The sequence below is a fragment of the Citrobacter sp. Ce119 genome (assembly GCF_030334525.1).
Lineage (GTDB): Bacteria > Pseudomonadota > Gammaproteobacteria > Enterobacterales > Enterobacteriaceae > Citrobacter > Citrobacter europaeus.
In genome coordinates this window covers 108465-132127 of sequence record NZ_JAOWDR010000041.1, presented here as the reverse complement: position 1 = coordinate 132127, position 23663 = coordinate 108465, and the positions used below count along the sequence as shown (strand labels likewise).

The window sequence follows — 23663 nt, the reverse complement described above, 5'->3', positions numbered from 1 at the left end:
GACGCATGGCAATTGACTCCGAAGGGGTGGCACTGGAGTAAATTAGAATAAAACGGAGGAAAGAATCGAATAAATGGAGAATTAAACCATCATAAGCAATTGATATGATAAATAATCGCTTAAAAAGGGAGACTTACAGCAATTACTCTATTTTTTTACAGGTCAGGGTATATATAAAAAGTAGAGTTCAGCATAAAATTTCAGACATAAAGAAAAAAGCAGAATAAACCAGATGTATCCCCCGATTTATTCTGCCAACTGCTACTGCTTGCAGACGGAGACCAACAGCTCTTCCATCCATTGATGTCCTTTATCGCGACCCGCAGCCTCATGCCATGAAAGATAACATGTGCGGCTATTCAATTTTAAAGGTAAAGGCAATATTTGCAGTTCTAAAGAATCGGCGAACTCTTCTGCCAACCAACGCGGCGCAATAGAAACCAGATGCGTTTGCGACACAATATTAAGCACGCTAATTAATGCCATTCCCTGATAAGCCACGCAGGATTGTTTATCCGGTGTGTCATACCACGGCTGGCTGAATGATGCGAAGCGATCGAGGGAAACCACGGCATGCTGTTCATTATAGAGATCGCTTTCCAGCAATGGGCCACTAATACGCGGATGCTTTTTACTCGCCACTAACACCATTTCGTCATTGAATAATGGAATACTGGAGAATTCTGGACGACGGAACTCTTCATAGCTAATAACAAACTCAGTTTCCTGATAACGTAATTGATGCTCAGTATTTTGATTGAGTGAAGATTTAAAAACGACATTAATATTCGGTGCGACTTGCTCAACTCGATTATAAATCAATGAAGTAAGAATATTATCCAACGGGCTACATACACAGAGATTGAAAACACGCTCACTGCTGGCAGGTTCAAAGCCGGAACCAGGCAGTTCATTCTGCACTAATTGCAATGCCTGGCGAACAGAGCCAAACAACTGAAAAGCTCTTGCTGTAGGCTGTATCCCGCGTCCATATCGAACAAAAAGCTCATCGTTAAACATGACCTTCAGGCGCGCGACCGCATTACTGACAGCGGGTTGCGACATCCCCAACGTATGCGCGGCACGGGTAATATTTTGTTCCTGCATCACCGCATCGAAAACGGTTAATAGATTGAGATCAACCATACGAAGCTGTGGCTTACCCATCTCTATAAGATTCGTTTTATCTATTATTTTTACTTCTGGCATATTTAACTCCACTGTCACTCTAAACTCCCTTTTCCCAGACGGAGTGAAGAAATAATCTCCGTTAATATGATTTACCATGCATATAAAATGAGAAAAAGAAAAAACATTAAAATTAGGAAAACATAAAGGCACAAACCTAAATGAACAAAAGACCAATGCGAGCGCAGTGTGGCAGAGGTCACTGCACGATGATTCATATGTTTAAATTTCAAAAACAATATAACCATAAGCACGACGAATACACAATCATACGCACCGTGAATACGTATTTAAGTTTTAATTAAATGTTTATATTATTAATACATTAAAAGTTAACATTAATTTATCAATTATGTGGCGTCAGGCTGGCTTAACACATTCAGAGTTGCTATAAGAACAGGCAAATCATAAAGATATAAAATCTCAATAGAGTAGCTTTCTTCGATTCATCGTTACAATAAATGCAAATAAATATGCTCAAATATGTCAAACCGTGAAAAGTATGTTCAGCCATCAGCGGATTAATTTTATATACCCCGAAAAATTCAGCACAATTCGCTTAAGTTTTGCAGAAATTTCATCCCTTAATCAGAGCCTTCCCGAGGGATGGGGTTGACATCAGTCTTCATATCCAGTACCACTAAAAGCATATCGCATTCGCCTGGAGCTTGATTGATGACTTACATTGCTCGTTTCAACGGTCTACTACTACTAAACGCACCTTCGTTGCGCGGTAGACTGGTGGACGACATTCAGCATTAAGTCAGCTCCAGTTAAGACAAAAAACCCGCGCCGTTGCGCGGGTTTTTTTATGCTCGAAGCAAGGCGCCCTAAAGACCAAGGACCTAAACCATGAGCCAGCAAGTCATTATTTTCGATACCACCTTACGCGACGGTGAACAGGCGTTACAGGCGAGCCTGAGTGTGAAAGAAAAACTGCAGATTGCGCTGGCCCTCGAACGAATGGGCGTTGACGTGATGGAAGTCGGTTTCCCGGTCTCTTCACCGGGTGACTTTGAGTCCGTACAAACCATCGCTCGTCAGGTTAAGAACAGCCGCGTTTGTGCCTTAGCACGCTGCGTAGAAAAAGATATCGACGTCGCCGCAGAATCTCTGAAAGTCGCCGAGGCTTTTCGCATTCATACGTTTATCGCCACTTCGCCGATGCATATCGCGACGAAATTACGCAGCACGTTGGATGAAGTGATCGAGCGCGCTGTCTACATGGTTAAGCGTGCGCGTAATTATACGGATGACGTGGAGTTCTCATGCGAAGATGCTGGACGAACCCCTATCGCCGACCTGGCCCGCGTGGTTGAAGCGGCGATTAATGCGGGTGCCAAAACCATTAATATCCCCGATACCGTTGGCTACACTATGCCTTTCGAATTTGGGGCAATCATTTCTGGTCTGTATGAACGCGTACCGAATATCGATAAAGCCATCATCTCCGTACATACCCATGATGACTTAGGCCTGGGCGTCGGCAACGCGCTGGCAGCCGTCCACGCCGGTGCTCGCCAGGTGGAAGGTGCGATGAACGGCATCGGCGAACGCGCCGGTAACTGCTCACTGGAAGAAGTGATCATGGCGATCAAAGTGCGCAAAGATATCCTGAACGTACAGACTCGTATTAATCACCAGGAAATCTGGCGCACCAGCCAGTTAGTCAGCCAAATCTGCAACATGCCTATTCCGGCCAACAAAGCCATTGTCGGTAGCGGGGCGTTTGCCCACTCCTCCGGCATCCATCAGGACGGCGTGCTGAAAAATCGTGAAAACTACGAAATCATGACGCCTGAATCCATCGGCCTGAACCAGGTGCAGCTGAACCTGACTTCCCGTTCCGGACGCGCCGCGGTTAAACACCGTATGGACGAGATGGGATATAAAGAGAATGAATACAGCCTGGACAACCTGTACGACGCGTTCCTGAAGCTGGCGGATAAAAAAGGTCAGGTATTTGATTACGACCTGGAAGCACTGGCCTTTATTAATAAACAGCAGGAAGAGCCGGAGCATTTCCGTCTGGATTACTTCAGCGTACAGTCCGGCTCAAATGACATTGCCACCGCCTCCGTCAAGCTGGCCTGCGGTGAAGAAGTCAAAGCCGAAGCGGCGAACGGTAACGGTCCGGTCGATGCCATTTATCAGGCCATCAACCGTGTGACTGAATACAACATCGAACTGGTGAAATACAGCCTGACCGCCAAAGGGCACGGTAAAGATGCGCTGGGTCAGGTAGATATCGTGGCCAACTATAACGGTCGTCGTTTCCACGGCGTCGGTCTGGCTACGGATATCGTCGAATCTTCTGCTAAAGCAATGGTTCATGTGCTGAATAACATCTGGCGCGCCGAAGAAGTCGAAAAAGAATTGCAACGCAAAGCTCAGAACAACGAGAACAACAAGGAAACCGTGTGATGTCGAAGAATTATCATATTGCTGTTTTGCCGGGTGACGGTATTGGCCCGGAAGTGATGGCGCAAGCCCTGAAGGTACTGGACGCAATCCGCAACCGTTTTAACATGCGTATTACCACCAGCCACTACGACGTGGGTGGTGCCGCTATTGATAACCACGGTCAGCCGCTGCCGCCTGCAACGGTTGAAGGCTGTGAGCAAGCTGACGCCATTCTGTTTGGCTCCGTTGGCGGTCCGAAATGGGAAAATCTGCCGCCAAACCAGCAGCCTGAACGCGGCGCGCTGCTGCCATTACGTAAGCATTTCAAATTATTCAGCAACCTGCGCCCGGCTAAGCTGTACCAGGGTCTGGAAGCATTTTGCCCTCTGCGGGCAGATATCGCCGCGAACGGTTTCGACATCCTGTGCGTGCGCGAGCTGACCGGCGGGATCTACTTCGGTCAGCCAAAAGGCCGCGAAGGCAGCGGTCAACATGAAAAAGCATTTGATACCGAGGTTTATCACCGTTTTGAGATCGAGCGTATTGCGCGTATCGCGTTTGAATCCGCTCGCCAGCGCCGCCGCAAAGTCACATCGATTGATAAAGCCAACGTACTGCAAACATCGATTCTTTGGCGCCAAATCGTCAATGAAATTGCGAATGAATATCCAGACGTTGAACTGGCGCATATGTACATCGACAACGCGACAATGCAGTTGATTAAAGATCCGTCCCAGTTCGACGTGCTGCTGTGCTCCAACCTGTTTGGCGACATCCTGTCTGACGAATGCGCCATGATCACCGGATCAATGGGTATGTTACCGTCCGCCAGCCTGAATGAGCAGGGCTTTGGTCTGTACGAACCCGCAGGCGGTTCCGCCCCGGATATCGCCGGGAAAAACATTGCCAACCCTATCGCCCAAATCCTGTCGCTGGCGCTGCTGTTGCGCTACAGCCTGGATGCCAATGATGCGGCCACCGCTATTGAGAGCGCCATCAATCGCGCATTAGAAGAAGGCATTCGCACCGGTGACTTAGCCCGTGGCGCTGCCGCAGTCGGTACTGATGAAATGGGTGACATCATTGCCCGTTACGTCGCAGAAGGGGTGTAATCATGGCTAAAACGTTATACGAAAAATTGTTTGATGCGCACGTTGTCTTTGAAGCGCAAAACGAAACCCCGCTGTTGTATATCGACAGGCATCTGGTGCATGAAGTGACCTCTCCGCAGGCGTTTGATGGCCTGCGCGCGCATGGACGTCAGGTGCGCCAGCCCGGTAAAACCTTCGCCACCATGGACCACAACGTCTCCACGCAGACCAAAGACATTAACGCCTCCGGCGAAATGGCGCGTATTCAGATGCAGGAATTGATCAAAAACTGCAATGAATTTGGCGTCGAACTGTACGACCTGAACCACCCGTATCAGGGTATCGTCCACGTGATGGGACCTGAGCAAGGCGTAACGTTGCCGGGTATGACCATCGTCTGCGGCGATTCCCACACCGCCACACACGGCGCATTTGGCGCACTGGCCTTTGGTATTGGCACCTCTGAGGTTGAACACGTTCTGGCAACGCAGACCCTGAAACAGGGGCGCGCCAAAACCATGAAGATTGAAGTCAACGGTCAAGCAGCGGCTGGCATTACCGCTAAAGATATCGTACTGGCGATTATCGGTAAAACCGGTAGCGCAGGCGGTACCGGACACGTCGTTGAGTTTTGCGGCGAAGCCATCCGCGCGCTGAGCATGGAAGGCCGCATGACCCTGTGCAACATGGCCATTGAAATGGGCGCCAAAGCGGGTCTGGTCGCACCGGATGAAACGACCTTTAACTATGTGCAGGGTCGTTTACACGCACCGAAAGGCGAGGATTTCGCCCACGCGGTAGAGTACTGGAAAACGCTGAAAACCGACGACAATGCAACGTTTGATACCGTCGTTACTCTGCAGGCAGAAGAGATCGCGCCGCAGGTCACCTGGGGTACGAACCCGGGTCAGGTCATCTCGGTGAACGATAATATTCCCGATCCGGCTTCATTTGCCGATCCCGTTGAGCGCGCATCGGCTGAAAAAGCGCTGGCGTATATGGGGCTGAAACCGGGCATTCCTTTAACTGAAGTGGCTATCGATAAAGTGTTCATCGGTTCCTGCACCAACTCGCGTATTGAAGATTTACGTGCCGCGGCGGAAATCGCCAAAGGACGTAAAGTCGCGCCTGGCGTTCAGGCGCTGGTAGTGCCGGGTTCTGGTCCGGTGAAAGCGCAGGCGGAAGCGGAAGGTCTGGACAAGATCTTCATCGAAGCAGGATTTGAATGGCGTTTGCCTGGCTGTTCCATGTGCCTGGCCATGAACAATGACCGCCTGAACCCTGGCGAGCGTTGCGCATCCACCAGCAACCGTAACTTTGAAGGTCGTCAGGGCCGCGGTGGTCGTACGCACTTAGTCAGTCCGGCCATGGCTGCCGCTGCCGCCGTCACCGGTCATTTTGCCGACATTCGCAGCATCAAATAAGGAAACTACCATGGCAGAGAAATTTACCCAGCATACCGGCCTGGTTGTCCCACTGGATGCCGCCAACGTTGATACCGACGCAATTATTCCTAAACAGTTTTTGCAGAAGGTTACGCGCACCGGTTTTGGCGCACATCTGTTTAACGACTGGCGTTTCCTGGACGAAAAGGGGCAACAGCCTAATCCAGAGTTTGTGCTGAACTTCCCGGAATATAAAGGCGCCTCAATTCTGCTGGCACGGGAAAACTTTGGCTGCGGCTCTTCACGTGAACATGCGCCATGGGCGCTGACCGATTACGGCTTTAAAGTGGTGATCGCGCCAAGCTTCGCCGACATCTTCTACGGCAACAGTTTCAATAACCAACTGTTGCCGGTGACCCTGAGCGACGCGCAGGTAGATGAATTGTTCGCGCTGGTGTTAGCCAACCCGGGGATTAAATTTGAAGTGGATCTCCAGGCGCAGGTGGTGAAAGCAGGCGATAAGTCCTACAGCTTTAAAATCGACGACTTCCGCCGCCACTGCATGCTGAATGGTCTGGACAGCATCGGGCTGACGCTGCAGCATGAAGCGGCCATCACCGAGTATGAAGACAAGCAGCCAGCGTTTATGCGCTAGTCATTGCGATACCGGATGCGCTGCGCTTATCCGGCCTACAAACGCACTCCAACTGTAGGCCGGATAAGCGCAGCGCATCCGGCAACATGATTAGACGTCCTTCACCCGCCCGGTCATCACCAGCGTAACGACAGAAATTGCCGCAATCACCCAATAGACGGCAAAGTGGCCGTAGCTTTGCGCAACAGCTCCCTGAATCACTCCCGCCAGGATGACTCCCGTTGAAATACTGTTAGTAAATAGTGTGGTCGCTGACCCCGCTCGTCCGGGCATCAAATCCTGAAACCACAGCATGCCTATCCCGGCGATAATACCGATAAATACCGCGTTAAACAGTTGCAGCACCAGCAGCGCCGTACGGCTGTGAAAGAAGATTAAACCCAGATAAAACAGCACGCCCGCCGCAACTGCCGCGATCATCATTCGCCGTTTACCAAAGCGCTTCACGTAATAGCCCGCCAGAATCATCGCCGGAATTTCCAGCCCAGCCGCCGTTCCCATCAGGATCCCGGCCAGCTTGTCCGGCAAGCCCAGCTCAAGGCTTATCCACAGCGGCATATCGATGATGTACATGGTATTGCAGGTCCACATCAGCGTGGAGGCAATAAACAGCATGCGCACATTTTTGTCCTGCCAACCGCCAGTGTGTTCGAGCGGCACATCTACAGGCTGCTCCACCCGCGCGACGGACGGCAGTATCAGCGCAATCAGCACCAGGCTAATGGCAAAAATCCCTGCGGCAATGGAAAACATCGCCGTAAAGCCGTAATTCAGCGCCAGCATGAAGGCCAGCGGCGGTCCAATCACCCATGCCAGTGAAAGCTGCGCACGCATCACCGAGCTAAACATCACCACTTCACGCGCGGAGTTATCAGCATATTCTCGCGCCAGCGCAAACAGCTGCGGCATCGCGGTATTCGCCAGCGAGGCCAGCAGCACACCGCAGGTGATCAGCGTAAGATAGTGGCGATTAAACGCAAACAGCAGCGCGTTGCCAATTGCCATCAGGCAACAGAACATGATCAGCTTGCGCCGATCGCCCTGGCTGTCGGATCGTTTCGCGAGACCCAGGCTGACAACGATCCCGACAATCGCATTGACGGTGTAAAACAGCCCGACCCAAAATGGCTGCGCCCCGACTTCACGGCTCAGGAACAGGCTCAGCGTGGGGGCCTGTAATGCCCCCGCCACGCCCATCATAAAAGCGACCAGCATAAATGCCGCGTAAACGCCGTTGAGGCGCCGTCCCATGGTCATAATCCAGAGCATATCTTTCCTTTTAAGCGCAGCTGAAACGAAAAAAGCCAGCAGAAAAAATCTGCTGGCGGGTGATTTTACACCAATACTCAGTCACACATGATGTCTGCAATTCCCAATTCAGGAGTCAGGCTGTCACCTCCCACTGCATCAGCTCTTCGAGCATCTTTAAGCGCTGCGGTGCGCTCAGGCAAGCCAACCAGGACGATTTTTCCGTCGCGGTAAAGTACTCCAACCAGAACTGACGCATAGATGACCCCTTCGTTGTCTCATCGCTTCATCGGAATTTATTATTGGCTTAATATAGGGATTATAAAATTGCTGAGTTTTCCGCAGGAGTTCCCCTTTTATGTCTTCTGGTCGTTTGCAACAACAGTTCATCCGTCTGTGGCAATGCTGCGACGGCAAAACGCAAGACACGACGCTTAACGAGCTGGCGGAGCTTCTGAGCTGCTCGCGCCGCCATATGCGTACGCTGCTTAATACCATGCAGGAACGCGGCTGGTTAACGTGGGAAGCCGAAGTTGGACGAGGTAAACGCTCGCGCCTGACATTCCTCTATACCGGGTTGGCGCTCCAGCAGCAGCGGGCAGAAGACCTGCTGGAACAGGATCGCATCGATCAACTGGTGCAACTGGTCGGTGACAAAACGGCCGTACGGCAGATGCTGGTTTCCCACCTCGGCCGCAGTTTTCGCCAGGGTCGACACATCATGCGCGTTCTCTATTATCGTCCCATGCACAACCTGCTTCCGGGTACGGCATTGCGCCGCTCCGAAACCCATATCGCCCGGCAAATCTTCAGCGCCCTAATACGGGTAAATGAGGAAAATGGGGAACTGGAAGCGGACATCGCCCATCACTGGCAGCAGATTTCACCTTTACACTGGCGATTTTTCCTGCGCCCGGGGATCCATTTCCATCATGGCCGCGAACTGGAAATGGAAGATGTCATCGCCTCGCTGACGCGCATTAACGCTCTGCCGCTGTACTCACACATCACGCAAATCGTCTCGCCCACGGCCTGGACGTTGGATATCCATCTGTCCCAGCCTGACCGCTGGCTTCCCTGGTTATTGGGGCAAGTCCCCGCCATGATCCTGCCGCGAGAATGGGAAACGTTAAATAACTTCTCCAGTCACCCGATTGGCACTGGCCCATATGCGGTGATTCGCAATACCAATAACCAACTGAAGATTCACGCATTTGATGATTACTTTGGCTACCGGGCGCTGATCGACGAAGTTAACGTTTGGGTGCTGCCCGACATCGGCGAAGAGCCTGGCGGCGGGTTGACGCTAAAAGGCCCCACGGAGGATGAAAAGGCGATCGAGAGCCGGCTCGAAGAAGGCTGCTACTACCTGCTGTTTGATACGCGCACCCACCGTGGCGCTAATCAGGAGGTCCGCGAGTGGGCTAGCCGCGTTCTCTCGCCAACCCATTTAATCTGCCACGCCGACGAACAGTACCAGCGACTGTGGTTCCCCGCCTACGGTTTGCTTCCCCGCTGGCACCATGCCAGACCCGGCCATGGTGAAAAACCAGCCGGACTGGAAACGCTGACTCTCACTTACTATCGCGATCACATCGAACACCGGATTATCGCGCAGATCATGAAAACGCTGCTGGCGGAACATCAGGTACAGTTGAATATTCAGGAGATCGACTACGATCAATGGCATGCGGGTGAAATAGTCAGTGATATCTGGCTCAACAGCGCCAACTTTACCCTACCGCTGGACTTCTCGTTGTTCGCGCATCTCTGCGAAGTCCCATTACTGCAAAACTGTATCTCGCGGGACTGGGAAAACGATGCCGCCCGCTGGCGAACCGGTGAAATGAGCCTGGCGGCATGGTGCCAACAGATGCTCGCGACAAAGGCCATTGTGCCGTTGATCCACCACTGGCTGATCATTCAGGGCCAGCGCAGTATGCGCGGGCTACGCATGAATACTCTAGGCTGGTTTGATTTTAAATCGGCGTGGTTTGCACCGCCGGATCCTTAATTGCTGCTGAGCAACAAAATCATTACACTAACGCCGTTCTCAACGGGGTGCTAAATAAAAAACATACACAAAATCATTCGATCTGCGTATGGGCTGAGAGATACCCGTCGAACCTGATCCGGATAATGCCGGCGAAGGGATTTGAGTCAGTTCCTCAAGTCCTTTGCCACCCAACTCTTGAGGTGCAAAGTGTTTAAAAAATGTCTTCCGCTTTTACTGCTGTGCGCAGCGCCTGCCTTCGCTAAACCTGTACTGACCGTCTACACCTACGACTCGTTCGCAGCTGACTGGGGCCCAGGCCCGACAATCAAAAAAGCCTTTGAAGCTGACTGCAACTGCGAGCTGAAACTGGTCGCGCTGGAAGATGGCGTCTCACTGCTTAACCGCCTGCGCATGGAAGGAAAAAACAGCAAAGCCGACGTCGTGCTGGGTCTGGATAACAACCTTCTGGAAGCCGCAACGCAAACCAAATTGTTCGCCAAAAGCGGTGTACCAGGTGACGCCGTTAACGTGCCCGGCGGCTGGAAAAACGATACCTTCGTTCCGTTTGACTACGGCTATTTCGCCTTCGTTTACGATAAGAACAAGCTGAAGAATCCGCCCAAAAGTCTGAAAGAACTGGTAGAAAGCGACCAGAAATGGCGCGTCATTTATCAGGATCCGCGCACCAGCACGCCTGGTCTGGGTCTGCTGCTATGGATGCAGAAAGTCTATGGCGATAAAGCGCCAGAGGCGTTGCAGAAACTGGCAGCCAAAACCGTCACCGTCACCAAGGGCTGGAGCGAAGCCTACGGCCTGTTCCTGAAAGGTGAAAGCGATCTGGTGCTCAGTTACACCACCTCTCCGGCCTATCACATCATCGCCGAGAAAAAAGGCAACTACGCCGCAGCCGACTTTAGCGAGGGCCATTATTTGCAGGTGGAAGTCGCCGCCCGTACCGCGGCCAGCAAGCAGCCGGAACTGGCCGAGAAATTCCTGAAGTTTATGGTGTCTCCGGCATTTCAGAATGCGATTCCGACCGGCAACTGGATGTATCCGGTAACGCAGGTCGCCCTGCCGCCAGGATTCGAGCAACTGAATAAACCAGCCACCGCGCTGGAATTTACGCCGCAGCAGGTTGCGGCTCAACGCCAGGCATGGATTAGCGAATGGCAACGCGCCGTCAGCCGTTAATTCCCGGCTGGCTGGTTCCAGGGCTTACCGCCGCCACGCTGATGGTGGCCGTTGCCCTGGCCGCGTTTCTGGCACTGTGGTTTAACGCCCCGCAGGGAGAATGGCTCTCGCTGTGGCAGGACGACTACCTGTGGCACGTGGTGCGCTTTTCTTTCTGGCAGGCTTTTTTATCCGCAGTGCTGTCGGTCATCCCGGCGATTTTCCTGGCCAGAGCGCTCTATCGTCGTCGTTTTCCTGGACGTCTGGCGCTGCTGCGCCTGTGCGCGATGACGCTAATCCTGCCAGTGCTGGTGGCGGTCTTCGGTATTCTTAGCGTCTATGGTCGTCAGGGCTGGCTGGCCTCGCTCTGGCATACATTGGGGCTGGAATGGACCTTTTCGCCATACGGTTTACAGGGCATTCTGCTGGCGCACGTCTTTTTCAATCTGCCGATGGCCAGTCGTCTGCTGTTGCAATCACTGGAAAATATTCCCGGCGAACAACGACAGTTAGCCGCTCAGTTGGGTATGCGCGGCTGGCATTTCTTCCGCTTTGTTGAATGGCCATGGCTACGCCGTCAGATCCTTCCCGTGGCGGCGCTCATCTTTATGCTCTGTTTCGCCAGCTTCGCCACCGTTTTGTCGCTGGGCGGCGGACCGCAGGCCACCACCATCGAGCTGGCGATTTATCAGGCGCTTAACTTTGATTACGATCCCGGTCGTGCAGCCATGCTGGCGTTGATCCAGATGGTTTGTTGTTTAGCGCTGGTACTGCTCAGCCAACGTCTGAGCCGCGCTATTGCTCCCGGCACCACGCTGGTTCAGGGCTGGCGCGATCCCGACGATCGTTTGCACAGCCGCCTGACAGACGCTCTGCTGATTATTCTGGCCCTGCTGCTGTTGTTGCCGCCGCTGCTGGCGGTGATTGTCGATGGCTTTAACCGCCATATGCTGGATGTTCTTAGGCAACCTGTACTGTGGCAGGCGCTGGGAACCTCGCTGCGCATTGCGCTGGCGGCAGGAGCGTTGTGCATTGTACTCACCATGATGCTGTTATGGAGCAGCCGTGAACTACGTGCCCGACAGCAGGTGCTGGCAGGTCAAATGCTGGAGCTGAGCGGCATGATGATCCTCGCCATGCCGGGTATCGTGCTAGCTACCGGCTTCTTTCTGCTGCTCAATAATACTATTGGGCTCCCCGAATCTGCCGACGGCATTGTCATTTTTACCAATGCGCTGATGGCGATCCCTTACGCGCTGAAAGTGCTGGAAAACCCAATGCGTGACGTCACTGCGCGCTACAGTATGTTGTGCCAGTCGTTGGGAATAGAGGGATGGTCGCGGCTGAAAGTGGTTGAACTGCGCGCCCTGAAGCGTCCGCTAGCGCAGGCGATGGCTTTTGCCTGCGTGCTGTCGATTGGCGATTTTGGCGTGGTGGCGTTATTTGGTAATGAGGATTTCCGCACCCTGCCGTTTTATTTATATCAGCAGATTGGCTCTTATCGCAGTCAGGATGGCGCGGTTACGGCGTTATTACTGCTGATCCTGTGCTTTACGCTGTTTACCGTTATTGAAAAATTGCCGGGTCGAAATGTTAAAACTGATTGATATCACATGGCTTTATCACCATTTGCCCATGCGCTTTACGCTGTCGGTCACGCGCGGCGAGCAGGTAGCGGTGCTCGGGCCCAGCGGCGCCGGGAAAAGTACGTTGCTGAATCTGATTGCCGGCTTTCTCACGCCAGCCAGCGGCACGATGATGATTGAAGGTGAAGATCACACCGCCACGCCGCCCTCACGCCGCCCCGTTTCCATGCTGTTTCAGGAAAATAACCTGTTCAGCCACCTGAGCGTGCAGCAAAACATTGGCCTGGGCCTTAATCCGGGATTGAAGCTGAACGCGCTTCAGCGGGAGAAAATGCGCCACATCGCCCAGCAAATGGGGATCGACTCTCTGCTGGAGCGCCTCCCCGGTGAACTTTCCGGCGGACAGCGACAACGCGTGGCGTTGGCACGTTGCCTGGTGCGAGAACAACCCATTTTGCTGCTTGATGAACCGTTCTCTGCGCTCGATCCTGCGCTGCGCCAGGAGATGTTAACGCTGGTCGCCGAGGTCTGTCGCGAGAAACAGCTTACATTGCTGATGGTTTCTCACAGCGTAGAAGATGCGGCGCGAATTGCGCCCCGATCGGTTGTGGTCGCCGACGGGCGCATCGCCTGGCAGGGCGAAACGGATGAGTTATTACGCGGTCAGGTCAGCGCCTCGGCGCTGCTGGGCATTAAAGCATAGTGCGTTGCCGGATAAGGCGAAGCCGCCATCCGGCAAAAGATTCGTCAGTAACCCACGACCTTACGCAGAATATCGATATACACCGGCATCAGCGGATGACGCAGTAACGCCACCAGCGCGACCACGCCGATCCCGAGCGTCAACGGCGCCAGATACAGCAAACGGCTGCGGGGGAAATACGCAGTTAAGCGATCGACAGCCGCTTTACCACTGCGCCACAGCCGCCAGCACAGCCAACCGCCCACCCATAGCAGCAGCGCCGTCCCCAGCAGCAACCATTTGAAATCTCCGCTCTGCATATCAGAAGGAATATCAATTGCCGCCCCCGCCAGGATCCCCGGCAAGAAGTAGAACGGCGGCCACAGGATGCAGCCAATAATGTTCGGGACGATAAATTTAGCGACAGGCAGATCCAGCATGCCCGCCACCATTGGCACCAGCGGACGCGTCGGCCCGACAAAACGGCCCACCAAAATAGTAAACATGCTGTGCTGATGCAGCGCGTGCTCGGTTTTATCCAGCAACGCCTTGTTCTTTTTCATAAACGACCAACGGTGCAGCGGCTTTTTAAAGCGCCAACCCAACCAGAAGGAGATCCAGTCCCCCAACAGGCAACCAATGATGCCCGCAAGACAGGCATGCCAGAAGTTCAGTTCGCCGCTGCCAATCAGCGCCCCCAGCCCCGCCATCATCACGGTCCCGGGCAGAATCAGGCCAACCAGCGCCAGCGACTCCAAAAAGGCCACCAGAAGTACGGCGATCAGAGAGTACAAGGCGGACTGGAGAATAAAGTGTTCAAGCAATGCTTGCATAATGTGTCCGTCAGATTTACGAATCAGGGATTTTGATAACCCTTCTCAACTTCGTCAAGCCATCAATTGTCTGAATAGATTGCGAGTTATGACAACTTTCAGGACACATCATTCACTTTTTATTCACATCCAGCGCGAAACTCGCTCGGGCTGGCGCCGGTACATTTTTTGAAAACACGAGAAAAATAGAGCTGATCGTCAAAGCCAACATTGCGCCCGACGGTGGCGATCGGCATACGTGTGGTACTCAGCAATAGCTTCGCCTGGCTGATGCGCTGATCCTCACGCCAGCTTAATACGCTAATTCCAAGCTGTTGGCGGAAGAGATGCGACAAGCGGGAAGGCGACAGGCAGACATGCTGCGCGACGCTGGCGATGTCAAAATTACTGTCCGCCAGGTGATCGCTGATGTACTGGCAGGCATCGCGTACGCGGTTGTCCATGGGCGGGTGCAGCGATTCGTTAATAGCTTCCATCCGTCGCAGCAATAACTGCTCCAGTAAATTAATCGCTAACAGTTCGGAATAGCGGCCTTCTCCCTGCCCGGCGTTGATTATCTGCCCAAACAGTTCATTAAAATGCGGCTGATGCGCTTCATCCGGACGAAAGAAACCGGTCTGGGCAAAAATGGCCGGCCAGGCCAGCCACTCCTGCCAGTAAGCGCGCGGGCGAAAGTAAACCCACTGGTGATACCATTCGCTGGCGTCAGGATGACGTCCATAATGGTGAATTTCTCCAGGTGGAAACAGCAAAATATCACCAGGTCGGCAGACAAACTGCTTGCCCTGATTATTAATAACCCCTTCGCCACGGATGGTGAGATTGAGGATATAACCCTTCATCCCCAGCGGTCTGTCGATAAAAAAATCCAGGTACCCGTTTGCCTCAATGGGGGTTAATCCGGCCACCAAATGCGCGTTAAACGAATAGCCTGGCAGCAAGGGATCGTTTTGCGTTTCAGCCATAATTTCAATACTCCCTATATTCTGCTAAGAAACAATTTGTCCATATAACGCCAGACATCATCGGCATCGCCCCTGCGTGCCGCAGTGTTTGCGGCAATGGACCATCAACCCCGCTTGTGAAAAGCAATTTGTAAAAAACATGTACTGGGCCAACGTCAAAATCAGCTAACAAAAGTGTCTATAACTACGGCAGAAATGTCCACATTGATTATTTGCACAGCGTCACACTTTGTGATCCCACAGCATTTTAGTCCATAAGATTAGCGGATCCTGCCTGACGGTTTTTATCCCCACTCACTACTGTTTATCCATACCCGTATTTTTGGATGGAGTAAGACGATGGCGATTGCAATTGGCCTCGATTTTGGCAGTGATTCAGTACGCGCATTGGCAGTGGAATGTGCCACCGGTGAAGAAATCGCCACCAGCGTAGAGTGGTACCCACGTTGGCAGCAAGGGCAGTATTGCGACGGCCCGAACAACCAGTTTCGCCATCATCCGCGCGACTACATTGAATCTATGGAAGCGGCGCTGAAAACCGTACTGGCCAAACTGAGCGCGGAACAACGCGCGGAAGTGGTCGGCATTGGCGTTGACAGTACCGGTTCAACCCCGGCCCCCATCGATGCCGACGGCAACGTACTGGCGCTGCGTCCGGAGTTCGCGGAAAACCCAAATGCAATGTTTGTTCTGTGGAAAGATCACACCTCAGTAGAAGAAGCTGAAGAAATCACCCGCCTGTGCCACACGCCGGGCAAGAGCGATTACTCCCGCTATATCGGCGGTATTTATTCCAGCGAATGGTTCTGGGCCAAAATCCTGCATGTGACTCGCCAGGACCACGCGGTTGCCGAAGCTGCGGTCTCGTGGATTGAGCTGTGCGACTGGGTTCCGGCCCTGCTCTCCAACACCGTACGCCCGCAGGATATTCGCCGCGGTCGCTGCAGCGCCGGGCATAAATCCCTGTGGCATGAAAGCTGGGGCGGTCTGCCGCCAGCCAGCTTCTTTGACGAACTTGACCCCATCCTCAACCGCCATCTGCAATACCCAATGTTTACCGATACCTTCACGGCCGACCTGCCGGTTGGCACCCTGTGCGCCGAGTGGGCACAGCGTCTGGGGTTAGCGGAAAGCGTGGTGATTGCCGGCGGCGCTTTTGACTGCCATATGGGGGCGGTCGGCGCGGGCGCACAGCCCAATACGCTGGTGAAAGTCATCGGCACGTCGACCTGCGACATTCTGATTGCCGACAAGCACAGCGTCGGCGAGCGCGCGGTGAAAGGCATTTGCGGCCAGGTTGATGGCAGCGTGGTGCCGCATTTTATTGGCCTCGAGGCAGGTCAGTCTGCATTCGGCGATATTTATGCCTGGTTTAGCCGCGTGCTGAGCTGGCCGCTGGAACAGCTTGCCGCGCAACACCCGGAGCTGCAGTCCCAGATTAAAGCCAGCCAAAAACAGCTGCTGCCAGCGCTAACCGAGGCCTGGGCGAAAAATCCATCGCTTGATCATCTGCCGGTAGTGCTCGACTGGTTCAACGGTCGCCGTACGCCCAATGCCAATCAGCGTCTGAAAGGCGTAATTACCGATCTGAATCTGGCAACCGACGCGCCGGCGCTGTTCGGTGGTCTGATTGCCGCCACAGCCTTTGGCGCACGCGCCATCATGGAATGCTTCACCGAACAAGGCATTGCGGTTAACAACGTCATGGCGCTTGGCGGTATCGCCCGTAAGAACCCGGTCATCATGCAGGCCTGCTGTGACGTGCTAAACCGTCCGCTGCAGATTGTCGCTTCAGACCAGTGCTGTGCGCTCGGTGCGGCAATCTTCGCCGCCGTTGCCGCGAAAGTACACGCCGATATCCCAGCCGCGCAGCAACAAATGGCGAGCGCCGTGGAAAACACGCTGCAACCTCGCCCAGAGCAGGCTCAACGTTTTGAACAGCTTTACCGCCGCTATCAGCAATGGGCAGTAAGCGCTGAACAACAATACCTTCCGACTGCCGCTCCGGCGCAACAAGCCCCGGTTGACCTGGCAACCCTGACACATTAAGGACACGACAATGACGATTTTTGATAACTATGAAGTGTGGTTTGTGATTGGTAGCCAGCATCTGTATGGCCCTGAAACCCTGCGTCAGGTAACCCAACATGCCGAGCACGTTGTTAACGCACTGAATACTGAAGCTAAACTGCCCTGCAAACTGGTATTAAAACCGCTGGGTACTTCACCTGACGAAATTACCGCTATCTGTCGTGATGCCAACTATGACGATCGCTGCGCAGGCCTGGTGGTCTGGCTGCATACCTTCTCCCCGGCAAAAATGTGGATTAATGGTCTGACTATCCTCAACAAACCGCTGATGCAGTTCCACACCCAGTTCAACGCCGCCCTGCCGTGGGACAGCATTGATATGGACTTTATGAACCTGAACCAGACCGCGCACGGCGGCCGTGAGTTCGGTTTCATCGGCGCACGTATGCGTCAGCAGCATGCCGTGGTCACTGGTCACTGGCAGGATAAACAAGCGCACGAGCGTATTGGCTCCTGGATGCGCCAGGCCGTGTCCAAACAGGATACCCGCCATCTGAAAGTCTGCCGTTTTGGCGACAATATGCGCGAAGTTGCGGTCACCGATGGCGATAAAGTCGCTGCGCAGATCAAGTTCGGCTTCTCGGTAAATACCTGGGCCGTAGGCGATCTGGTGCAGGTAGTGAACGCAATTAGCGATGGCGAAATCAACGCGCTAATCGATGAGTATGAAAGCACCTACACCATGACGGCGGCGACGCAAGTCCACGGTGAAAAGCGTCAAAACGTACTGGAAGCGGCCCGTATTGAGCTGGGGATGAAGCGCTTCCTGGAACAGGGCGGATTCCACGCCTTTACGACGACATTTGAAGATTTGCACGGCCTGAAACAACTCCCGGGTCTGGCCGTACAGCGTCTGATGCAACAAGGCTACGGCTTTGCGGGCGAAGGCGACTGGAAAACCGCCGCTCTGCTTCGCATCATGAAGGTGATGTCAACCGGTCTGCAGGGCGGCACCTCATTTATGGAGGATTACACCTACCACTTCGAGAAAGGCAACGATCTGGTGCTCGGCTCGCACATGCTGGAAGTGTGCCCGACCATCGCGGTGGAAGAGAAACCGATCCTCGACGTACAGCATCTCGGCATTGGTGGTAAAGACGATCCTGCCCGTCTGATCTTCAACACTAAAACTGGCCCGGCAGTGGTTGCCAGCCTGATCGATCTCGGCGATCGTTATCGCCTGCTGGTTAACTGCATCGACACGGTGCAAACGCCGCACTCCCTGCCGAAACTGCCGGTGGCTAACGCATTGTGGAAGGCCCAGCCGGATCTGCCAACCGCATCTGAAGCCTGGATCCTCGCCGGTGGCGCGCACCACACCGTCTTCAGCCACGCGCTGGATCTGAACGATATGCGCCAGTTCGCTGAAATGCACGATATCGAGATCGCAGTGATCGATAACGATACCCGTCTGCCGGCCTTTAAGGACGCGCTGCGCTGGAACGAAGTGTATTACGGCTTCAAACGTTAACAACTGCCGGTTGGCGGCGTAGACACCTTATCCGGCCTACAGGAATGTGCGATTTGTAGGCCGGATAAGCGTAGCGTCATCCGGCAAGATTCATCGGAGAGCATCATGTTAGAAGATCTCAAACGTCAGGTACTGGAAGCCAATCTGGCGTTACCTAAGCACAATCTGGTCACCCTGACCTGGGGGAACGTCAGCGCTGTCGATCGCGAGCGCGGCGTGTTTGTGATCAAACCTTCCGGGGTCGATTACAGCGTAATGACCGCAGAAGATATGGTCGTCGTCAGTATCGCTACCGGTGAAGTTGTAGAAGGTACGAAGAAACCCTCTTCCGATACCCCGACGCACCGTCTGCTGTATCAGGCATTCCCAACCATTGGCGGTATTGTTCATACTCATTCACGCCATGCAACCATCTGGGCTCAGGCGGGTCAGTCGATTCCGGCCACGGGCACCACCCATGCGGACTATTTCTATGGCGCCATTCCCTGTACGCGGAAAATGACCGAGGACGAAATCAACGGCGAATATGAGTGGGAAACCGGTAACGTGATCGTTGAAACCTTTGAGAAACAAGGCATTGACGCTTCGCAGATGCCTGGCGTGCTGGTGCATTCTCACGGTCCGTTTGCCTGGGGAAAAAATGCCGAGGATGCGGTGCATAACGCCATTGTGCTGGAAGAAGTCGCCTATATGGGGATCTTCTGCCGTCAACTCGCGCCACAGTTGCCGGATATGCAACAAACCCTGCTGGATAAACACTACCTGCGCAAACACGGCGCAAAAGCCTACTATGGGCAGTGAAATTAATACAAGCGCGCCCGGAAAGAGTGGCGCGCTTTCTTTTTATTCCGTTATATATTCTGCAAACGAACTGCGATACATACAATTACTAGCACAAACGTATTTAATCACGTTATCATAATGTCCCAGAGTATCCTCCCCATCCAGTGAATGAAAGAAAATATAATCTGCAATTGTTGATTGCCAGCGTTGTCCGTTCAATAAATAATTAATAACCGTATCACGATGCCCATTTATTCTGTCATGTCCTTGCCAGTGAAAAAAAGCATTCCCTCGTTCAATAACCTCAGTACGCCAGATTTGCCCTGACCACGTTCTATACTCAATGTATCGACTTACCGACTTAATTGTAGGATTAGATAACTGAGTATTCACGAAGAGATAGTGATCATATCCTACCTGTAACGCCTGAGTATAAACATTCATAATACCTCTCCATCATACAACACACCCAAGCTATTGATATAAAACACTCGAGCTATCAGATGAATAAAATTATATTAAGCGATAAAAATCAAATTATACAGAGAGATATTCCCGACGAAATCGAACTGAAAATCCGTTTTTATCCAGACAATAGCAAGCCATATAAATATATTATATTCAACCTGACAACCCGAATGTTTCGATTAAAATAGTTACACTAACCATGAATAAAAACAAATAAAAATAGGGACAATTTTCTCTGAACCGAGGGATATGTAACAAAACCGGATGAGCACAATTCCGAAAATGACACAAAAATCCTGATACGGACTTCCAACTTATGAAAAATACATAACCGAATCACAATAACATAAAAAAACGTCTCAATCATGTGAATAGAATAACTTTCCAGCGTTACTTTAATTAACCATATTCACAAATAAAATATAACTACAGCTTTTACGCAATTGACCGTTATGCTGGTAAAATAGTGTTCGTTTTTTTAACGGTGCGCGGGTATTACCCATGAAATTTCAACGCATAATCGCGTTGTCCTTCACTATGTTTACCGCAGTGATAGCTCACAACGCATTCTCCATTTACCAGTTCAGCCATGAAGATCACACGCGAAAGGCGGATTGCGCAATCGTAGCAGGTGCTGGTGTTAACGGGGACCGCCCTTCCCTGGTCTTTCAGGCAAGACTGGATCATGCTGTCTGGCTTTACCAACATAAATTAGTTAATGCACTGGTACTCACCGGCGGTTACAGCGCTGGGGTTTCCACTTCCGATGCCTCGATAGCCCGTCAATATGTAATGGCACAAGGCATCCCTGCAAACGTCATTTTTCTTGAAGAACGTTCTACGGTAACTCGCGAAAACATCCGCTATGCGCAAAAAATACTGAAGCATCAACACTGGCAAACGGCATTGCTAGTCAGCGATCCGTTGCATATGTTGCGATTACAAACAATTGCAAGAGATAACGGAATTAACAGTTGGTCATCGCCCACGCCTTCAACCCGTTATCAATCCTGGTGGTTGCAAACGCGCTTTTTACTTAGGGAATCAGTTTACTACAGCGGATACCATCTTATACGCCTCATACCTGTACAAAATAACAGTACAATCATGTAAACCAGGCTATAATAATGCCTGGTTTTTTAATGGATACGTAGCGTGGCGCAGGCAGGCTTTATTTTAACCCGGCACTGGCGGGACACCCCGCAGGGAACTGAGGTCTCATTCTGGCTGGCTACAGACGACGGGCCACTGCAAGTCACGCTCGCGCCTCAGGAGTCGGTGGCGTTTATTCCTGGCAGTCAGGTTCCTCGCGTAACATCATTATTACGCACTGAAAACGGCTATCGCCTGACGCCGCTTCAGTTGCAAGACTTCCACCGCCAGTCCGTTTCCGGCCTGTATTGCCGCTCACATCGCCAGCTTATGCGCCTGGAAAAACTGCTGCGCGAAAACGCGGTTACTGTCTATGAGGCTGACGTGCGCCCGCCGGAGCGGTATCTGATGGAGCGCTTTATCACGTCCCCTGTTTGGGTTGAAGGCGACAGACATAATGGCACGCTGGTTAATGCCCGGCTGAAGCCGAACCCGGATTATCGACCGCCGCTGAAATGGGTATCGCTGGATATCGAAACCACGCGCCACGGCGAACTCTACTGTATCGGTCTTGAAGGCTGTGGGCAGCGTATTGTCTACATGCTCGGCCCGGAAAACGGCGACGCCTCAGCGCTGGATTTTGAACTCGAGTACGTCGCAAGCCGCCCGCTGTTGCTGGAAAAACTTAACGACTGGATTGCCCGTCACGATCCCGATGTGATAATCGGCTGGAACGTCGTGCAATTCGATTTACGCGTCCTGCAAAAGCATGCCGAACGTTACCGTATTCCTCTGCGTTTTGGTCGTGATCATAGCGAGCTGGAGTGGCGCGAGCATGGCTTCAAAAACGGCGTGTTTTTCGCACAGGCTAAAGGCCGCCTGATTATCGACGGCATCGAGGCGCTCAAATCCGCATTCTGGAATTTCTCGTCATTTTCGCTGGAGACGGTATCGCAGGAGCTGCTGGGCGAAGGGAAGTCAATTGATAATCCCTGGGACAGGATGGACGAAATCGATCGCCGGTTTGCCCAGGATAAGCCCGCGCTCGCTACCTATAATCTCAAAGACTGTGAACTGGTCACGCGTATTTTTCATAAAACCGAGATCATGCCATTCCTACTGGAACGATCGACGGTCAATGGCCTGCCGGTCGACCGGCACGGCGGCTCCGTTGCCGCCTTCGGCCATCTCTACCTGCCACGAATGCATCGGGCGGGTTACGTGGCGCCAAATCTGGGGGAGGTTCCCGCGCACGCCAGCCCCGGCGGCTACGTAATGGACTCACGCCCGGGTTTGTACGACTCCGTACTGGTGCTGGATTACAAAAGTCTGTATCCGTCAATTATCCGTACATTTTTGATCGATCCGGTGGGACTTATTGAAGGGATGGCGCATCCGGATCCGGAGCACAGCACCGAAGGATTCCTTGACGCCTGGTTCTCACGCGAAAAACATTGCCTGCCGGAAATCGTTACCCAGATCTGGCATGGGCGCGATGAAGCCAAACGCCATGGCAATAAACCGCTCTCGCAGGCGCTGAAAATCATCATGAACGCATTTTACGGCGTGCTTGGCACCACCGCCTGCCGTTTTTTCGACCCGAGGCTGGCCTCGTCTATCACCATGCGCGGTCACGCGATCATGCGCCAGACCAAAGCGCTGATTGAAGCTCAGGGTTACGACGTTATCTATGGCGATACCGACTCGACCTTTGTCTGGCTTAAAAAGGCGCACTCAGAAAAGGATGCCGCCCGGATTGGCTGTGAGCTGGTGAGCTATGTCAACGACTGGTGGGCGCAGTCGCTAAAGCAACAAAACCTGACCAGCGCGCTGGAACTGGAATTTGAAACCCACTTTTGTCGCTTTCTGATGCCAACCATTCGCGGTGCAGATACCGGCAGCAAAAAACGCTACGCCGGGATGATTCAGGCGGGCGCTGAGCAGCGCATGGTGTTTAAGGGGCTGGAAACGGTACGAACCGACTGGACACCGCTGGCCCAGCAGTTTCAGCAGGAGTTGTACCTGCGAATTTTTCGTAACCAGCCCTATCAGGAGTTCGTTCGCGAGACTATCGACCGTCTGATGGCGGGTGAACTGGATGAACAACTGGTGTACCGTAAGCGTCTGCGCCGCCCGTTGAGCGAATACCAGCGCAATGTTCCGCCACACGTGCGCGCTGCGCGGCTAGCCGATGAGCAGAATGTCAAACTGGGGCGTCCACCGCAGTATCAGAATCGCGGTACGATTAAATATGTCTGGACGATTAATGGTCCAGAACCTGTTGATTATCAGCAGTCTGCTCTCGATTATGAGCATTATCTGACCCGTCAGATCCAGCCGGTCGCCGAGGGAATTCTTCCCTTTATTGACGATAATTTTGCTACACTACTCACAGGACAACTGGGGTTATTTTGACGCGTGACGAAACCGCCGCCATCCAGTACCATAGCGCCCTTTCCATTCCTGGACCCATTTAACACCACTACCACTGATTTATTAGCCTGGTAGCGGGGTCGTATGCTCTCAATAACGGGGATTAGCCCGGAAAATGACGAG

The 23663-nt window shown here is 52.8% G+C and carries 20 protein-coding genes and 1 riboswitch; of the genes, 14 read left to right on the top strand and 6 right to left on the bottom strand.

The genetic code is table 11. The features are described 5' to 3' along the window. Window positions 1-261: 261 nt before the first annotated feature. The gene (leuO, locus tag OGV80_RS05080; RefSeq protein WP_043018419.1) at window positions 262-1209 is read right to left on the bottom strand and encodes a transcriptional regulator LeuO; all 948 of its coding nucleotides are present in this window, start codon (window positions 1207-1209) and stop codon (window positions 262-264) included. Window positions 1210-1863: 654 nt separating this feature from the next. On the opposite strand from leuO, the gene leuL reads away from it, so the two are divergent. The 5 genes from leuL (at window position 1864) to leuD (ending at window position 6722) form a co-directional block, all read left to right on the top strand. Continuing rightward, on the top strand, window positions 1864-1950 hold the full coding sequence (gene leuL, locus OGV80_RS24400; RefSeq protein WP_100193950.1) for a leu operon leader peptide: 87 nt from the start codon (window positions 1864-1866) through the stop codon (window positions 1948-1950). Between the two features lie 90 nt (window positions 1951-2040). Then, window positions 2041-3612 carry a 2-isopropylmalate synthase gene (leuA, locus tag OGV80_RS05075; protein ID WP_003829569.1) on the top strand — a complete coding sequence of 524 codons (1572 nt, stop codon included), beginning with the start codon at window positions 2041-2043 and terminating at the stop codon, window positions 3610-3612. Beyond that, on the top strand, window positions 3612-4703 hold the full coding sequence (leuB, locus tag OGV80_RS05070; RefSeq protein WP_016155686.1) for a 3-isopropylmalate dehydrogenase: 1092 nt from the start codon (window positions 3612-3614) through the stop codon (window positions 4701-4703). The genes leuA and leuB overlap by 1 nt, the downstream gene beginning before the upstream one ends. Before the next feature lie 2 nt (window positions 4704-4705). After that, entirely contained in the window at window positions 4706-6106 is a 1401-nt protein-coding gene (leuC, locus tag OGV80_RS05065) for a 3-isopropylmalate dehydratase large subunit (RefSeq protein ID WP_080625727.1), read from the top strand. Between the two features lie 10 nt (window positions 6107-6116). Then, on the top strand, window positions 6117-6722 hold the full coding sequence (gene leuD / locus OGV80_RS05060) for a 3-isopropylmalate dehydratase small subunit (protein ID WP_043018416.1): 606 nt from the start codon (window positions 6117-6119) through the stop codon (window positions 6720-6722). Between the two features lie 90 nt (window positions 6723-6812). On the opposite strand, the gene OGV80_RS05055 is transcribed toward leuD, so the two are convergent. After that, on the bottom strand, window positions 6813-7991 hold the full coding sequence (locus OGV80_RS05055; RefSeq protein ID WP_043018415.1) for a sugar efflux transporter: 1179 nt from the start codon (window positions 7989-7991) through the stop codon (window positions 6813-6815). A 115-nt stretch (window positions 7992-8106) separates the two neighbouring features. Then, on the bottom strand, window positions 8107-8229 hold the full coding sequence (sgrT, locus tag OGV80_RS05050; protein ID WP_043018414.1) for a glucose uptake inhibitor SgrT: 123 nt from the start codon (window positions 8227-8229) through the stop codon (window positions 8107-8109). Between the two features lie 99 nt (window positions 8230-8328). Here sgrT and sgrR point away from each other — a divergent pair, with 99 nt between their 5' ends. The 4 genes from sgrR (at window position 8329) to thiQ (ending at window position 13425) form a co-directional block, all read left to right on the top strand. After that, complete coding sequence (gene sgrR / locus OGV80_RS05045; RefSeq protein ID WP_075145209.1) at window positions 8329-9984, top strand: HTH-type transcriptional regulator SgrR; 1656 nt, start codon at window positions 8329-8331, stop codon at window positions 9982-9984. A 33-nt stretch (window positions 9985-10017) separates the two neighbouring features. Further along, window positions 10018-10142, top strand: a riboswitch (TPP riboswitch). A 31-nt stretch (window positions 10143-10173) separates the two neighbouring features. Further along, the gene (gene thiB / locus OGV80_RS05040; RefSeq protein WP_172862688.1) at window positions 10174-11157 is read left to right on the top strand and encodes a thiamine ABC transporter substrate binding subunit; all 984 of its coding nucleotides are present in this window, start codon (window positions 10174-10176) and stop codon (window positions 11155-11157) included. Then, window positions 11133-12743, top strand: a complete 1611-nt coding sequence (gene thiP / locus OGV80_RS05035; protein WP_075145211.1) for a thiamine/thiamine pyrophosphate ABC transporter permease ThiP — start codon at window positions 11133-11135, stop codon at window positions 12741-12743. Before thiB ends, thiP begins: the two co-directional genes overlap by 25 nt. Further along, entirely contained in the window at window positions 12727-13425 is a 699-nt protein-coding gene (thiQ, locus tag OGV80_RS05030; RefSeq protein WP_043018410.1) for a thiamine ABC transporter ATP-binding protein ThiQ, read from the top strand. Before thiP ends, thiQ begins: the two co-directional genes overlap by 17 nt. Window positions 13426-13469: 44 nt before the next feature. Here thiQ and OGV80_RS05025 read toward each other — a convergent pair whose 3' ends face one another. Together OGV80_RS05025 and araC are read right to left on the bottom strand one after the other, a co-directional pair. After that, window positions 13470-14237, bottom strand: coding sequence for a DedA family protein (locus OGV80_RS05025; RefSeq protein ID WP_286513900.1), 768 nt, complete (start codon window positions 14235-14237; stop codon window positions 13470-13472). Window positions 14238-14356: 119 nt separating this feature from the next. Further along, entirely contained in the window at window positions 14357-15202 is an 846-nt protein-coding gene (gene araC, locus OGV80_RS05020) for an arabinose operon transcriptional regulator AraC (RefSeq protein WP_006686679.1), read from the bottom strand. 339 nt (window positions 15203-15541) lie between these two features. Between araC and araB the strand changes: the two genes are divergently transcribed. From araB to araD, 3 genes are all read left to right on the top strand, one after another. Then, window positions 15542-17251, top strand: coding sequence for a ribulokinase (gene araB / locus OGV80_RS05015; protein WP_286513898.1), 1710 nt, complete (start codon window positions 15542-15544; stop codon window positions 17249-17251). A 10-nt stretch (window positions 17252-17261) separates the two neighbouring features. Then, window positions 17262-18764: an L-arabinose isomerase gene (gene araA, locus OGV80_RS05010; RefSeq protein WP_181634080.1), complete on the top strand. Its 1503-nt coding sequence runs from the start codon at window positions 17262-17264 to the stop codon at window positions 18762-18764. A gap of 105 nt (window positions 18765-18869) precedes the next feature. Next, a complete protein-coding gene (gene araD, locus OGV80_RS05005) occupies window positions 18870-19565 on the top strand; it encodes an L-ribulose-5-phosphate 4-epimerase (RefSeq protein ID WP_181634081.1) in 696 nt (231 codons plus the stop codon). A 42-nt stretch (window positions 19566-19607) separates the two neighbouring features. Here araD and OGV80_RS05000 read toward each other — a convergent pair whose 3' ends face one another. Continuing rightward, complete coding sequence (locus OGV80_RS05000) at window positions 19608-19991, bottom strand: DUF4751 family protein (protein WP_286513893.1); 384 nt, start codon at window positions 19989-19991, stop codon at window positions 19608-19610. 525 nt (window positions 19992-20516) lie between these two features. Between OGV80_RS05000 and OGV80_RS04995 the strand changes: the two genes are divergently transcribed. Then, window positions 20517-21128: a YdcF family protein gene (locus tag OGV80_RS04995; RefSeq protein WP_286513890.1), complete on the top strand. Its 612-nt coding sequence runs from the start codon at window positions 20517-20519 to the stop codon at window positions 21126-21128. Window positions 21129-21170: 42 nt separating this feature from the next. Beyond that, complete coding sequence (gene polB / locus OGV80_RS04990) at window positions 21171-23522, top strand: DNA polymerase II (protein WP_286513887.1); 2352 nt, start codon at window positions 21171-21173, stop codon at window positions 23520-23522. The last annotated feature ends 141 nt before the right edge of the window (window positions 23523-23663 follow it).

Bases quoted from the DNA above. Each gene is read 5' to 3' on its own strand.
- OGV80_RS05000 (WP_286513893.1), bottom strand. From the start codon at position 19,991: ATGAATGTTTATACTCAGGCGTTACAGGTAGGATATGATCACTATCTC.
- thiP (WP_075145211.1), top strand. From the start codon at position 11,133: ATGGCAACGCGCCGTCAGCCGTTAATTCCCGGCTGGCTGGTTCCAGGG.
- leuD (WP_043018416.1), top strand. From the start codon at position 6,117: ATGGCAGAGAAATTTACCCAGCATACCGGCCTGGTTGTCCCACTGGAT.
- araD (WP_181634081.1), top strand. From the start codon at position 18,870: ATGTTAGAAGATCTCAAACGTCAGGTACTGGAAGCCAATCTGGCGTTA.
- OGV80_RS04995 (WP_286513890.1), top strand. From the start codon at position 20,517: ATGAAATTTCAACGCATAATCGCGTTGTCCTTCACTATGTTTACCGCA.
- OGV80_RS05025 (WP_286513900.1), bottom strand. From the start codon at position 14,237: ATGCAAGCATTGCTTGAACACTTTATTCTCCAGTCCGCCTTGTACTCT.
- araA (WP_181634080.1), top strand. From the start codon at position 17,262: ATGACGATTTTTGATAACTATGAAGTGTGGTTTGTGATTGGTAGCCAG.
- araC (WP_006686679.1), bottom strand. From the start codon at position 15,202: ATGGCTGAAACGCAAAACGATCCCTTGCTGCCAGGCTATTCGTTTAAC.
- leuL (WP_100193950.1), top strand. From the start codon at position 1,864: ATGACTTACATTGCTCGTTTCAACGGTCTACTACTACTAAACGCACCT.
- leuA (WP_003829569.1), top strand. From the start codon at position 2,041: ATGAGCCAGCAAGTCATTATTTTCGATACCACCTTACGCGACGGTGAA.
- sgrR (WP_075145209.1), top strand. From the start codon at position 8,329: ATGTCTTCTGGTCGTTTGCAACAACAGTTCATCCGTCTGTGGCAATGC.
- leuC (WP_080625727.1), top strand. From the start codon at position 4,706: ATGGCTAAAACGTTATACGAAAAATTGTTTGATGCGCACGTTGTCTTT.
- araB (WP_286513898.1), top strand. From the start codon at position 15,542: ATGGCGATTGCAATTGGCCTCGATTTTGGCAGTGATTCAGTACGCGCA.
- thiQ (WP_043018410.1), top strand. From the start codon at position 12,727: ATGTTAAAACTGATTGATATCACATGGCTTTATCACCATTTGCCCATG.
- leuB (WP_016155686.1), top strand. From the start codon at position 3,612: ATGTCGAAGAATTATCATATTGCTGTTTTGCCGGGTGACGGTATTGGC.
- sgrT (WP_043018414.1), bottom strand. From the start codon at position 8,229: ATGCGTCAGTTCTGGTTGGAGTACTTTACCGCGACGGAAAAATCGTCC.
- leuO (WP_043018419.1), bottom strand. From the start codon at position 1,209: ATGCCAGAAGTAAAAATAATAGATAAAACGAATCTTATAGAGATGGGT.
- OGV80_RS05055 (WP_043018415.1), bottom strand. From the start codon at position 7,991: ATGCTCTGGATTATGACCATGGGACGGCGCCTCAACGGCGTTTACGCG.